The sequence below is a fragment of the Vagococcus intermedius genome (assembly GCF_029144185.1).
GTDB classification, from domain to species: domain Bacteria; phylum Bacillota; class Bacilli; order Lactobacillales; family Vagococcaceae; genus Vagococcus_D; species Vagococcus_D intermedius.
The window spans coordinates 2,126,670-2,140,402 of sequence record NZ_CP110232.1; the positions used below are offsets into that span (position 1 = coordinate 2,126,670).

The 13,733-nt window shown below is 43.4% G+C and carries 5 protein-coding genes, 20 tRNA genes and 3 rRNA genes; all 28 read right to left on the bottom strand.

All coding sequences use genetic code 11. From position 1 onward, the window contains the following. Positions 1-12: 12 nt before the first annotated feature. Positions 13-85 (bottom strand) — tRNA-Met (locus OL234_RS09930). 11 nt (positions 86-96) lie between these two features. After that, positions 97-186: transfer RNA gene (locus tag OL234_RS09935), tRNA-Ser, on the bottom strand. Positions 187-196: 10 nt separating this feature from the next. Beyond that, positions 197-268: transfer RNA gene (locus OL234_RS09940), tRNA-Glu, on the bottom strand. 28 nt (positions 269-296) lie between these two features. Continuing rightward, a tRNA-Ile gene (locus tag OL234_RS09945) sits at positions 297-370 on the bottom strand. A gap of 14 nt (positions 371-384) precedes the next feature. After that, positions 385-455 (bottom strand) — tRNA-Gly (locus OL234_RS09950). A 5-nt stretch (positions 456-460) separates the two neighbouring features. Beyond that, positions 461-533, bottom strand: a tRNA-Phe gene (locus tag OL234_RS09955). 17 nt (positions 534-550) lie between these two features. Beyond that, positions 551-624: transfer RNA gene (locus OL234_RS09960), tRNA-Asp, on the bottom strand. Between the two features lie 34 nt (positions 625-658). After that, positions 659-731, bottom strand: a tRNA-Met gene (locus tag OL234_RS09965). Between the two features lie 11 nt (positions 732-742). After that, positions 743-832, bottom strand: a tRNA-Ser gene (locus OL234_RS09970). Positions 833-843: 11 nt separating this feature from the next. Then, a tRNA-Ile gene (locus OL234_RS09975) sits at positions 844-917 on the bottom strand. 19 nt (positions 918-936) lie between these two features. Continuing rightward, a tRNA-Met gene (locus OL234_RS09980) sits at positions 937-1,010 on the bottom strand. A gap of 10 nt (positions 1,011-1,020) precedes the next feature. Further along, positions 1,021-1,094 (bottom strand) — tRNA-Pro (locus OL234_RS09985). Positions 1,095-1,101: 7 nt separating this feature from the next. Next, positions 1,102-1,175: transfer RNA gene (locus tag OL234_RS09990), tRNA-Arg, on the bottom strand. A gap of 17 nt (positions 1,176-1,192) precedes the next feature. Then, positions 1,193-1,278, bottom strand: a tRNA-Leu gene (locus tag OL234_RS09995). A gap of 45 nt (positions 1,279-1,323) precedes the next feature. Then, positions 1,324-1,395 (bottom strand) — tRNA-Gly (locus OL234_RS10000). A gap of 4 nt (positions 1,396-1,399) precedes the next feature. Beyond that, a tRNA-Thr gene (locus OL234_RS10005) sits at positions 1,400-1,475 on the bottom strand. A gap of 7 nt (positions 1,476-1,482) precedes the next feature. Continuing rightward, positions 1,483-1,564: transfer RNA gene (locus OL234_RS10010), tRNA-Leu, on the bottom strand. A 10-nt stretch (positions 1,565-1,574) separates the two neighbouring features. Beyond that, positions 1,575-1,647: transfer RNA gene (locus OL234_RS10015), tRNA-Lys, on the bottom strand. A 3-nt stretch (positions 1,648-1,650) separates the two neighbouring features. Beyond that, positions 1,651-1,723, bottom strand: a tRNA-Val gene (locus OL234_RS10020). Positions 1,724-1,745: 22 nt separating this feature from the next. After that, positions 1,746-1,861, bottom strand: a 5S ribosomal RNA gene (gene rrf / locus OL234_RS10025). 91 nt (positions 1,862-1,952) lie between these two features. After that, positions 1,953-4,865: ribosomal RNA gene (locus OL234_RS10030) — 23S ribosomal RNA — on the bottom strand. A gap of 217 nt (positions 4,866-5,082) precedes the next feature. After that, positions 5,083-5,155 (bottom strand) — tRNA-Ala (locus tag OL234_RS10035). Between the two features lie 71 nt (positions 5,156-5,226). Then, a 16S ribosomal RNA gene (locus OL234_RS10040) occupies positions 5,227-6,783 on the bottom strand. The 16S, 23S and 5S rRNA genes sit together here with 20 tRNA genes alongside, the layout of an rRNA operon. Positions 6,784-7,377: 594 nt before the next feature. Further along, positions 7,378-8,874 (bottom strand): lysine--tRNA ligase, encoded by a 1,497-nt coding sequence (lysS, locus tag OL234_RS10045; RefSeq protein ID WP_275469062.1) that lies wholly within the window; start codon positions 8,872-8,874, stop codon positions 7,378-7,380. A 107-nt stretch (positions 8,875-8,981) separates the two neighbouring features. Then, positions 8,982-9,971 carry a tRNA dihydrouridine synthase DusB gene (dusB, locus tag OL234_RS10050; protein ID WP_275469063.1) on the bottom strand — a complete coding sequence of 330 codons (990 nt, stop codon included), beginning with the start codon at positions 9,969-9,971 and terminating at the stop codon, positions 8,982-8,984. Positions 9,972-9,995: 24 nt separating this feature from the next. Beyond that, positions 9,996-10,874, bottom strand: coding sequence for an Hsp33 family molecular chaperone HslO (gene hslO / locus OL234_RS10055; protein ID WP_275469064.1), 879 nt, complete (start codon positions 10,872-10,874; stop codon positions 9,996-9,998). 156 nt (positions 10,875-11,030) lie between these two features. Continuing rightward, positions 11,031-13,109: an ATP-dependent zinc metalloprotease FtsH gene (ftsH, locus tag OL234_RS10060; protein WP_275469065.1), complete on the bottom strand. Its 2,079-nt coding sequence runs from the start codon at positions 13,107-13,109 to the stop codon at positions 11,031-11,033. A 71-nt stretch (positions 13,110-13,180) separates the two neighbouring features. Further along, entirely contained in the window at positions 13,181-13,729 is a 549-nt protein-coding gene (gene hpt / locus OL234_RS10065; RefSeq protein ID WP_275469066.1) for a hypoxanthine phosphoribosyltransferase, read from the bottom strand. Positions 13,730-13,733: the final 4 nt, after the last annotated feature.

Sequence of the window (13,733 nt, forward strand, 5' to 3'; positions counted from 1 at the left end):
TTATTAAAGCAATTGCGGGAGCAGGACTTGAACCTGCGACCTTCGGGTTATGAGCCCGACGAGCTGCCAACTGCTCCATCCCGCGATATTTTTAAAAGGAGGATAAGGGATTCGAACCCTTGCACGCTTTTACACGCCTGACGGTTTTCAAGACCGTTCCCTTAAGCCAAACTTGGGTAATCCTCCATCTTATAAATGACCCGTACGGGAATCGAACCCGTGATACCGCCGTGAAAGGGCGGTGTCTTAACCGCTTGACCAACGGGCCATCGTTTATAACAACTATTTAGTTATAATGGGCCTAAATGGACTCGAACCATCGACCTCACGCTTATCAGGCGTGCGCTCTAACCAGCTGAGCTATAGGCCCTAATTTAAAAAAAGAGCGGGTGACGAGAATCGAACTCGCGACAACAGCTTGGAAGGCTGTGGTTTTACCACTAAACTACACCCGCTAAAATGGCTTGAAACAGAATCGAACTGCTGACACCTTGAGCTTCAATCAAGTGCTCTACCAACTGAGCTACCAAGCCATGATAACTTTTTGAAACGGTCTGGACGGGACTCGAACCCGCGACCTCCTGCGTGACAGGCAGGCATTCTAACCAACTGAACTACCAAACCAATAACTCTTTTACTTTAATACTTATTAAAGCAATTGCGGGAGCAGGACTTGAACCTGCGACCTTCGGGTTATGAGCCCGACGAGCTGCCAACTGCTCCATCCCGCGATATTTTTAAAAGGAGGATAAGGGATTCGAACCCTTGCACGCTTTTACACGCCTGACGGTTTTCAAGACCGTTCCCTTAAGCCAAACTTGGGTAATCCTCCATGTAATAAAATGGACCTTGTAGGACTCGAACCTACGACCGAACGGTTATGAGCCGTTTGCTCTAACCAACTGAGCTAAAGGTCCAAGCTCTGTTTTACAATAATCGCGGCAGAGGGGATCGAACCCCCGACCTCCCGGGTATGAACCGGACGCTCTAGCCAGCTGAGCTACGCCGCGTAAAAATAAATCGGGAAGACAGGATTCGAACCTGCGACCCCTTGGTCCCAAACCAAGTGCTCTACCAAGCTGAGCTACTTCCCGTATTTAATGCACCCAAGAGGAGTCGAACCTCTAACCGCCTGATTCGTAGTCAGGTACTCTATCCAATTGAGCTATGGGTGCAAATAATATTTGAAAAATGCCGAGGACCGGAATCGAACCGGTACGGTGATTACTCACCGCAGGATTTTAAGTCCTGTGCGTCTGCCAGTTCCGCCACCCCGGCGTATTACAACTGGTCTTATAATACCTTTGTTATTAAGATAACAAAAGCGGAAGACGGGGTTCGAACCCGCGACCCCCACCTTGGCAAGGTGATGTTCTACCACTGAACTACTTCCGCGTAATGGTGCCGGCTAAAGGAGTTGAACCCTCGACCCTCTGATTACAAATCAGATGCTCTACCAACTGAGCTAAGCCGGCTAATAAATGCGGGTGAAGGGACTTGAACCCCCACGCCGTTAGGCGCTAGATCCTAAATCTAGTGCGTCTGCCAATTCCGCCACACCCGCATATAAATGATGACCCGTACTGGGCTCGAACCAGTGACCCTCTGATTAAAAGTCAGATGCTCTACCAACTGAGCTAACGAGTCATATGGAGGTTAACGGGATCGAACCGCTGACCCTCTGCTTGTAAGGCAGATGCTCTCCCAGCTGAGCTAAACCTCCATGGGATATTAATAATATCTAAGCGTGGCGACGTCCTACTCTCACAGGGGGAAACCCCCAACTACCATCGGCGCTAAGAAGCTTAACTTCTGTGTTCGGCATGGGAACAGGTGTATCCTTCTTGCCATCATCACCACACTCTTAGATATCTATTAAATTGAGTAATTGCTCACTCAAAACTGGATGTTAAAGTTTAATCAAAACATTCCTTGATCCTACGTTTAAATTCTTGGTTAAGTCCTCGACCGATTAGTACTAGTCCGCTCCATACATCACTGTACTTCCACTCCTAGCCTATCTACCTGATCGTCTCTCAGGGGTCTTACTTTCCGAAGAAATGGGAAATCTCATCTTGAGGGGGGCTTCACGCTTAGATGCTTTCAGCGTTTATCCCGTCCACACGTAGCTACCCAGCAATGCCCTTGGCAGAACAACTGGTACACCAGCGGTGTGTCCATCCCGGTCCTCTCGTACTAAGGACAGCTCCTCTCAAATTTCCTACGCCCGCGACGGATAGGGACCGAACTGTCTCACGACGTTCTGAACCCAGCTCGCGTGCCGCTTTAATGGGCGAACAGCCCAACCCTTGGGACCGACTACAGCCCCAGGATGCGACGAGCCGACATCGAGGTGCCAAACCTCCCCGTCGATGTGGACTCTTGGGGGAGATAAGCCTGTTATCCCCAGGGTAGCTTTTATCCGTTGAGCGATGGCCCTTCCATGCGGAACCACCGGATCACTAAGTCCGTCTTTCGACCCTGCTCGACTTGTAGGTCTCGCAGTCAAGCTCCCTTATGCCTTTGCACTCTGCGAATGATTTCCAACCATTCTGAGGGAACCTTTGAGCGCCTCCGTTACTCTTTAGGAGGCGACCGCCCCAGTCAAACTGCCCATCTGACACTGTCTCCCGCCACGATAAGTGGCGCGGGTTAGAATGGTCATAACACAAGGGTAGTATCCCACCAACGCCTCCTTCGATACTAGCGTACCGAGCTCTACGGCTCCTACCTATCCTGTACATGTGTCACAAACATTCAATATCAAACTACAGTAAAGCTCCATGGGGTCTTTCCGTCCTGTCGCGGGTAACCTGCATCTTCACAGGTACTAAAATTTCACCGAGTCTCTCGTTGAGACAGTGCCCAAATCGTTACGCCTTTCGTGCGGGTCGGAACTTACCCGACAAGGAATTTCGCTACCTTAGGACCGTTATAGTTACGGCCGCCGTTTACTGGGGCTTCAATTCTGAGCTTCGCATAAAGCTAACCCATCCTCTTAACCTTCCAGCACCGGGCAGGCGTCAGCCCCTATACGTCATCTTTCGATTTTGCAGAGACCTGTGTTTTTGATAAACAGTCGCTTGGGCCTATTCACTGCGGCTGGTCCGGAGACCAGCACCCCTTCTCCCGAAGTTACGGGGTCATTTTGCCGAGTTCCTTAACGAGAGTTCGCTCGCTCACCTTAGGCTACTCGCCTCGACTACCTGTGTCGGTTTGCGGTACGGGCAGTTGTATTCTAACTAGAAGCTTTTCTTGGCAGTGTGACATCAGAAACTTCGGTACTTTATTTCCCTCCCCATCACAACTTGTCCTTGAAGACGTAAGCATTTTACTCACATCAAGACTTGTTGCTTGGCCACACACTTCCAGTCGTGTGGATTTCTTAGCCTACTGCGTCCCTCCATTGGTCAAACAAATACTACTGGTACAGGAATATCAACCTGTTGTCCATCGCCTACGCCTATCGGCCTCGGCTTAGGTCCCGACTAACCCTGGGAGGACGAGCCTTCCCCAGGAAACCTTAGTCATACGGTGGACAGGATTCTCACCTGTCTTTCGCTACTCATACCGGCATTCTCACTTCTAAGCGCTCCAGTAGTCCTCACGATCTACCTTCAACGCCCTTAGAACGCTCTCCTACCAATGTACAAAAGTACATTCCACAGCTTCGGTAATATGTTTAGCCCCGGTACATTTTCGGCGCAGGGTCACTCGACTAGTGAGCTATTACGCACTCTTTAAATGGTGGCTGCTTCTAAGCCAACATCCTAGTTGTCTGTGCAACCCCACATCCTTTTCCACTTAACATATATTTTGGGACCTTAGCTGGTGGTCTGGGCTGTTTCCCTTTCGACTACGGATCTTATCACTCGCAGTCTGACTCCCGGATATGAATGGATGGCATTCGGAGTTTATCTGAATTCGGTAACCCGATATGGGCCCCTAGTCCAAACAGTGGCTCTACCTCCATCATTCTTAATCCGAGGCTAGCCCTAAAGCTATTTCGGAGAGAACCAGCTATCTCCAAGTTCGATTGGAATTTCTCCGCTACCCACAGCTCATCCCCGCACTTTTCAACGTACGTGGGTTCGGTCCTCCAGTGCGTTTTACCGCACCTTCAACCTGGCCATGGGTAGATCACATGGTTTCGGGTCTACGACAACATACTCAAGCGCCCTATTCAGACTCGCTTTCGCTACGGCTCCGACTCTTCATCTTAACCTCGCATGCTATCGTAACTCGCCGGTTCATTCTACAAAAGGCACGCCATCACCCATTAACGGGCTTTGACTTGTTGTAGGCACACGGTTTCAGGATCTATTTCACTCCCCTCCCGGGGTGCTTTTCACCTTTCCCTCACGGTACTGGTTCACTATCGGTCACTAGAGAGTATTTAGCCTTGCGGGATGGTCCCCGCGGATTCCGACGGAATTTCTCGTGTTCCGCCGTACTCAGGATACTCATAGGTGTGTGATCAATTTCGCCTACGGGGCTTTTACCCACTACGGCTGACCTTTCCAGGTCGATTCGACTATCCATCACAACTACCATATTTGAGTCCTACAACCCCAAGAAGCAAGCTTCTTGGTTTGGGCTCTTACCGTTTCGCTCGCCGCTACTAAGGTAATCGAATTTTCTTTCTCTTCCTGCAGGTACTTAGATGTTTCAGTTCTCTGCGTCTCACCTCATATACCTATGTATTCAGTATATGATGACAGCCTATGACAGCTGCCGGGTTTCCCCATTCGGAAATCTCTGGATCATAGCTTACTTACAGCTCCCCAAAGCATATCGGAGTTAGTCCCGTCCTTCATCGTCTTCTAGTGCCAAGGCATCCACCGTGCGCCCTTATTAACTTAACCTAATTTACTAACAATGTTGTTAGATTTTTGACTTCCACATGTAGCGATACATGCTCCATCAATCCTTTAAACAGCGTTTTGAACTTTGTTTAAAAACTCTTATGAATAGTACTAATGTACTTATCATCAACGCGGTGTTCTCGGTTTGTTTTGATTAATTATATCTTTAACTATCCAGTTTTCAATGAACAAATTAGTTGATAACTTTCGTTATCAATGGAGCCTAGCGGGATCGAACCGCTGACCTCCTGCGTGCAAAGCAGGCGCTCTCCCAGCTGAGCTAAGGCCCCTAAGTTTTAAGAGTAGACCTCTCAAAACTGAACAAAGTGACTTACCTGTAGGATTCCGTTATATTCCTTAGAAAGGAGGTGATCCAGCCGCACCTTCCGATACGGCTACCTTGTTACGACTTCACCCCAATCATCTATCCCACCTTAGGCGGCTGGCTCCAAAAGGTTACCTCACCGACTTCGGGTGTTACAAACTCTCGTGGTGTGACGGGCGGTGTGTACAAGGCCCGGGAACGTATTCACCGCGGCGTTCTGATCCGCGATTACTAGCGATTCCGGCTTCATGTAGGCGAGTTGCAGCCTACAATCCGAACTGAGAATGGCTTTAAGAGATTAGCTTGGCCTCGCGACCTTGCGACTCGTTGTACCATCCATTGTAGCACGTGTGTAGCCCAGGTCATAAGGGGCATGATGATTTGACGTCATCCCCACCTTCCTCCGGTTTATCACCGGCAGTCTCGCTAGAGTGCCCAACTTAATGATGGCAACTAACAATAGGGGTTGCGCTCGTTGCGGGACTTAACCCAACATCTCACGACACGAGCTGACGACAACCATGCACCACCTGTCACTTTGTCCCCGAAGGGAAAGCTCTATCTCTAGAGTGGTCAAAGGATGTCAAGACCTGGTAAGGTTCTTCGCGTTGCTTCGAATTAAACCACATGCTCCACCGCTTGTGCGGGCCCCCGTCAATTCCTTTGAGTTTCAGTCTTGCGACCGTACTCCCCAGGCGGAGTGCTTAATGCGTTAACTGCAGCACTGAAGGGCGGAAACCCTCCAACACTTAGCACTCATCGTTTACGGCGTGGACTACCAGGGTATCTAATCCTGTTTGCTCCCCACGCTTTCGAGCCTCAGTGTCAGTTACAGACCAGAGAGTCGCCTTCGCCACTGGTGTTCCTCCATATATCTACGCATTTCACCGCTACACATGGAATTCCACTCTCCTCTTCTGCACTCAAGTTCTCCAGTTTCCAATGACCCTCCCCGGTTGAGCCGGGGGCTTTCACATCAGACTTAAAGAACCACCTGCGCTCGCTTTACGCCCAATAAATCCGGACAACGCTTGCCACCTACGTATTACCGCGGCTGCTGGCACGTAGTTAGCCGTGGCTTTCTGGTTAGATACCGTCAAGGTGGGAACAGTTACTCTCCCACTTGTTCTTCTCTAACAACAGAGTTTTACGATCCGAAAACCTTCTTCACTCACGCGGCGTTGCTCGGTCAGACTTTCGTCCATTGCCGAAGATTCCCTACTGCTGCCTCCCGTAGGAGTCTGGGCCGTGTCTCAGTCCCAGTGTGGCCGATCACCCTCTCAGGTCGGCTACGCATCATCGTCTTGGTGAGCCATTACCTCACCAACTAACTAATGCGGCGCGGGTCCATCCTTCAGTGACACCCGAAAGCGTCTTTCATAGTTCTGCCATGCGGCAAAACCAATTATGCGGTATTAGCACCTGTTTCCAAGTGTTATCCCCCGCTGAAGGGTAGGTTACCCACGTGTTACTCACCCGTCCGCCACTCTTCTTATATGAAAGGTGCAAGCACCTTTCGAAGAAGCGTTCGACTTGCATGTATTAGGCACGCCGCCAGCGTTCGTCCTGAGCCAGGATCAAACTCTCAATAAAAGTTATGATTAAGACCGAAGTCTTTAGCTCATTAATGATTGCTAGCGAATTACTTCACTATACAGTTTTAATATAAAACTGATAAAAATTTTTGTGTTGTTATCTTACTAAAAGATAACATCCTACACGTTTGGTTCGTCTTACTTTGTTCAGTTTTCAAAGGTCTAAACTTTGTTGCTTTAGCAACTCATTCAGTATATCACGTTTAGTTGTTAGTGTCAACAACTTTTTTTGTGTTTTTGAATTTTTTGAAGTTTCAAATTGTAACTTCATTGCGTTAGCGACTTAGTTATAATATCATCAACCGTTGACAATGTCAACAATTAATTTTATTTTTTTGTTGTTAATTACGAAGTTAATCGACTTATTTAACAACTCTGTTATGTTACCACATTAAAAATATGATGTCAAACTTTTTTTAATCTTTATACTTTCAATGTCGCCCTTCTTAAGGACATGTATTAATATACCAAGTTCATAAATAAAATGCAAGACTTTTTTATAACATTTTTATATTTTATCACCCAAAGTTTAAGTCCGTTATTTTATTAACTAAAAAATAAAAAGCTCGCCTTTTCAGACGAGCTTTTGTTTTTAATTTCTCATTGTTGGGAATAACAAGACATCGCGAATTGATTGTGAGTTTGTTAATAACATAACCAAGCGATCAATTCCAATTCCTAATCCACCTGTTGGTGGCATACCATATTCTAAAGCTTCAATGAAGTCTTCATCAATCCCATGAGCTTCATCATTACCTAGATCTTTTTCACGAGCTTGTGCTTCAAAACGCTCACGTTGATCAATCGGATCATTTAACTCAGTAAAGGCATTTCCATACTCTTTACCTACAATAAAGACTTCAAAACGGTCCGTAAAACGACCATCTTCTGGATTTTTCTTTGATAAAGGTGAAACGGACGTTGGATGACCATAAATGAAGGTTGGTTGAATCAAAGTATCTTCAACAAACTCTTCAAAGAATTCATTAACCACATGACCAAAGTCCATGTGATCTTCTACGTGAACATGATGCTCTTTAGCAATAGCACGCGCTTCTTCATCTGTCATCTCCTGCCAGAAATCAACGCCTGTCTGAGCTTTAATCGCATCAACCATATGAATACGTGCCCATGAACCACCTAAATTAATACTATGATCGCCATATTCAACTGTTAAGCTATCATTAACTTTAGTAGCAACATGTTGAATAATTCCTTCTGTTAAATCCATAATATCACGGTAATCAGCATAAGCTGTATAGACTTCGATCATTGTAAATTCAGGATTATGAGTTGTATCAATTCCTTCATTACGGAAAACGCGACCGATTTCGTAAACTTTTTCCATACCACCGACAATTAAACGTTTTAAATGTAGTTCTAGGGCGATACGTAAATATAATTCCATGTCTAAAGCGTTATGATGAGTAATAAATGGTCGTGCTGCCGCTCCACCAGCCATGTTATGTAAAGTTGGTGTTTCAACTTCTAAATAATCATTTTCATTTAAATAGTTACGGATTTCCTTGATGATTTGACTACGTTTAACAAAAGTGTCAAAACTATCGCGATTGCTAATCAAATCTAAATATCGTTGACGGTAACGTTGTTCTACATTTGTTAAACCATGATATTTGTCTGGTAACGGACGTAGCGCTTTAGTTAAGAAAGTTAATGAAGTTGGTTTGATTGTTAACTCACCCATATCAGTTTTCATGATTTGGCCAGTAACGCCAATAAAATCACCTAAATCTGCTTGTTTGAAATGTTCATATGGCTCTTCACCAATCGCATCTTTACGCACGTACACTTGAATTTGACCTTCTCTGTCTTGTAAATGAGCAAAACCGACTTTTCCTTTTCCACGTTTTGTCATAATACGTCCAGCAACTGTTGCTGTTAATTCTTTTTCATTTAATTCTTCTTTTGTAAATTGATCGTAAGCATCATGTAATTCTTTTGAATTGTGAGTTCTTTCAAAACGTTGTCCAAAAGGATCCATTCCTTCTGCTTGCATTGCTGCCATCTTCTCACGTCTCACCAATAATTGGTCATTCATCTCTTGCTGAGTTGTTTGTTCTTCAGTCAATTTAATTCCTCCATCCTTTTAACTATCTTCATCTATCTTATAATGCCACATTAAAAACAAAAAAGGCAAGGATAATTTGCCTTTTCATCTGTTTGTTATTAAACTTCTTAACGAATGATTCCTTTTGCCTCAGTTGCCTCGACAAAATCATCTAAAATCTTCACCATTTCAGCTTGTTCTGTAGTTTGGTTAATCGCTACTTTCGTTTTAGCAGCACGAGGGATTCCTTTTAAATAATAAGCAGCATGTTGTCGGAATTCACGTGTTGCAACGACCTCACCTTTTAAATCAACTAAGCGCTGTAAATGTAACTTAGCTGTTTTAATTTTTTCTCGTGGTGTTGGTTCTGGTAATAACTCACCTGTTTCCAAATAATGTTTTGTTTGATAAATCATCCAAGGATTTCCAAGAGCCGCGCGACCAATCATCACACCATCACAACCCACTTCATCTAACATGCGTTTAGCATCTTGTGGCGTTCTAACATCCCCATTTCCCATAAATGGAATCGTCAATTGCTCTTTAACTTGACGCAATACATCCCAATTAGCTTTACCTTCATACATTTGAACCCGTGTACGACCATGCATTGCGACTGCTGCAGCTCCTGCTTTTTCAGCAGCTAACGCATTTTCAACTGCAAAAACATGCTCATCATCCCAGCCAATACGCTGTTTTACTGTCACAGGTAATTTAACAGCCGACGCGACTGCTTCGACCATCTCATAAACTTTATCAGGATCTAATAACCATTTAGCACCTGCTTCCGCTTTGATCACTTTGTTAACTGGACACCCCATATTAATATCGATAATGGCAGCTTTTGTATTAGCTTCAACAAATTTGGCAGCTTCTACTAAGGTTTCTTTCCCTCCACCCATGATTTGAACACTCAAAGGATGCTCACTTTCATCTATATACAACATATCTAAAGTTTTTTTATTACGAAACTGAATCCCTTTATCACTAATCATCTCACAAACAACTAAACCTGCCCCAAACTCTTTAACAGTCATACGAAAGGCAGCATTACTAATTCCGGCCATTGGTGCCACAACCACACGGTTCGGAATTTCAATATTTCCAATATTCCACAAAACTAGACACACCCTTTTACTTAATTAATTAGCTTCTTTTAATAACTCTTTTAATTCATCTTCTGAAAATTGATATTTATTGGCACAAAAATGACACACAGCCTCTGCTCCATGATCTTCATCAATCATCGCTTGAATTTCTTCTTTACCTACAGAAATTAAGGCTGATTCAATTTTTTCAGATGAACAATCACATTTAAATTGGACTGGTGTTTCTGTTAAGAAATTAACATTTTCATCCCCTAACAATCGATTTAAAATCGTCTCTGGTGACTCTCCTTGTTCAATCAATCGTGATACAAAAGGCATATCAGCAATACGTTTTTCAATTTCAGTAATCGTTTCCTCAGTGGCACCAGGCATAACTTGAATAACAAAGCCACCGGCGGCTTTTACTGTATCATCCGTATCAATTAACACACTCAATCCAACAGCTGATGGTACTTGTTCAGAATTTGCCAAATAATAAGTAAAATCCTCTCCTAATTCACCAGAGACAATCGGAACTTGTCCAGAAAATGGCTCCTTAAGTCCTAAGTCTTTGGTAACTGAAAATGAACCAGCGGTTCCCACTGCCCCACGCACATCAATCTTACCCTTTTCATTAAGTGGTAAGCTAACTTTCGGATTCTGAATGTAGCCTTTGACATCTCCACGTCCATTACTCCCCACAATAATTGCACCGGCAGGTCCATTACCTTGAATACGAACAGTAATAACATCCTCACCTTTATTCATCGCTCCTAACATCACAGTCCCAACCATAGCGCGTCCTAATGCCGCTGTTGATGTATTCCATGAATCATGACGGCGTTGTGCTTCGGCTACTGTATTTGTAGCATTCACCGCGTATGCCCTAATTTGACCCTCAAAACATAATGCTTTTAATAAATAATCTTTCATCTATTATCACCTTGCTCTTTATTTTATAGTCGTTCTAATATAGCATATTTTTACATTTATCTCTAATTTTCTCGAAAATAAAAAGTGGATTGCTCTTAGCAACCCACTTATTATATAACTATTTGTTAGTAAGCTTCAACTAGATAGACTTGTAAGTTACTCTTCCGTCTTTTCAACATCATCAGACTCGGCTGCTTGACTTGATGATACGTCTTCAGCTTTATTCATCTGTTGTGATTCGTCTTTTTCTTCTAACACTTTTTTAGCTTCTTTTTCTTCTAAAGCTTTTTTAGCTTCTTCAAATGTCCCTGCTTTTTCACTTGGAAACTGCTCATCAATCACATCTTGAGGCATAACACCTTCCTCAAATAATGATTTAATACTACGAGCATCTAACGTTTCAAATTCTAGTAGTTTCTCAGCAATTAGTTTATGTTGCTCACTGTACTCTTCAATAATCTCACGCGCTTTAGCATGAGCTTCATTTAAAATAGCACGAACTTCTTGATCAATTTCATATGATACCTGATCTGAGAAAGCTTTTGATTGACCATAATCGCGACCTACAAAGACTTGATGATTTCCCTCATATTGAACAGGTCCAAGTTTTTCGCTCATACCATATTCTGTTACCATACTACGGGCTAAACCTGTAGCTTGCTCAAAGTCGTTACTTGCACCTGTTGTTTGCACGCCGAAAACAATCTCTTCAGCTGTACGTCCACCAAGTAACCCTACGATACGTTCAAACATTTCATTACGGGTAATTAAGAATTGATCTTCTTTAGGAAGAGCAATCATATAACCACCAGCACGCCCACGAGGGACAATTGTTACTTTATGAACTGTATTCGCATCATCTAGTACTAGACCACAGATAGTGTGTCCAGCTTCATGATAAGCTACCAAAGCACGTTGACGTTGGCTGATCACACGATCCTTTTTAGCTGGTCCTGCTATAACACGATCTTGTGCTTCGTCAATATCTGAAGCATCAATTATTTTTTTATTACGACGAGCTGCAACTAAGGCTGCTTCGTTTAACACATTTTCTAATTCAGCACCAGCAAAACCTGGCGTTTGTTGTGCAACTACTTTCAAGTCAACATCATTAGCAAATGGTTTGTTCTTTGCATGAACTTTTAGAATAGCCTCACGCCCTTTAACATCAGGACGACCAACTAAAATTTGACGGTCAAAACGACCTGGACGTAGTAAAGCTGGATCTAAGACATCTGAACGGTTAGTTGCAGCAACGACGATTACGCCTTCGTTTCCACTAAACCCATCCATCTCAACTAACAATTGGTTAAGTGTTTGTTCACGTTCGTCATTTCCGCCACCCATACCGGCACCACGTTGACGACCAACAGCATCAATCTCATCGATAAAGATAATTGCTGGCGCATTTTTCTTAGCATTTTCAAACAAATCACGTACACGACTCGCTCCGACACCGACAAACATCTCAACAAAATCTGAACCTGAGATTGAATAAAACGGCACGCCTGCTTCACCAGCAACCGCTTTTGCTAGCAAGGTTTTACCTGTCCCTGGAGGGCCTTCTAATAAGACACCAGCGGGAATTCGAGCACCCAACTCAATAAAACGACGCGGATCTTTCAAGAATTCGACAACTTCCACTAATTCTTGTTTCTCTTCTTCGGCACCTGCCACGTCTGAGAAGCGAACTTTATTGGCTTTTTTATCAGCTTCTTTAGCTTTTGATTTACCAAAGTTCATCACACCACGGCCACCGCCGCCACCTTGTTGCCCTTGGCTCATCATCATATAGAAGAAGAAAATCATTAATAATAATGGTAAGAATGATAATATCATCGTCATCCACATACCGTTACTTGACTGTTCTTTAATATGAACTTTTGTATCTGAGCTTGCAGCACTTTTAGTGATTTCTGCTAATGTTGCATCATTTGGTAAAACCAACGTTGTGAAATGGTCATTCGGTGTCGAAGTTGAACCAAACACCAGTAACCCATTATTTGAAACTTTTTGTTTCTCGTAATACGTTCCCTCAACACGATAAGCTCCATTAGCTGGCTGAATCGTTAACTCTTTAATTTTTTCATTTTTTAATTGTTCAGAGAATGTCGAATACGTCACTTCTGAACCCGGGCTCTTCTTATCACCGAAGACAAAAAATACAACCATGGCCATTGCTAAAACTAACAAGACATAATAGAGCGTATTTTTCCCGTTTTTCTTTCTATTCATATAGGGCCTCCCTCTAAGTTACATATACTTTTTCTATTCTTTACTAATTCTATCACACTTTAGTAAAAAGCTTAGCTATTTGACTCATAGATTTCTGGCTTTAATACTCCCACAAATGGTAAATTACGATAACGGTCTTTATAATCAAGACCATAGCCAACAACAAACTCATTTGGAACATGGAAACCAAAGTAATCTGGTGTTAAATCTACAACACGTCCCTCAGGTTTATCTAACAGTGTCACTAATTTAACTGAATTTGCCTTACGGTACTTAAATAATTCAACTAAATAATTTAAGGTACGGCCACTATCAATGATGTCTTCTACAATTAAAATGTCTCGTCCCTCAACATTTGTATCTAAATCCTTCACAATTTTGACTTCGCCTGAAGATACCAAGGCATCCCCATAGCTTGAAACGTCCATAAAATCCATTTCTAAGTAAACATCAATATCACGAACTAACTCTGCCATAAAAGGAATAGCACCTTTTAAAATACCAATAACAAGTGGTGTTTTATCAGCATAATCTGCTGTAATTTTTTGTCCTAATTCCTTTGTTTTAGCTGCAATTTCTTCTCTTGAATAAAGCGTACGTTCTATGTCTTTCTCTAACATAAAG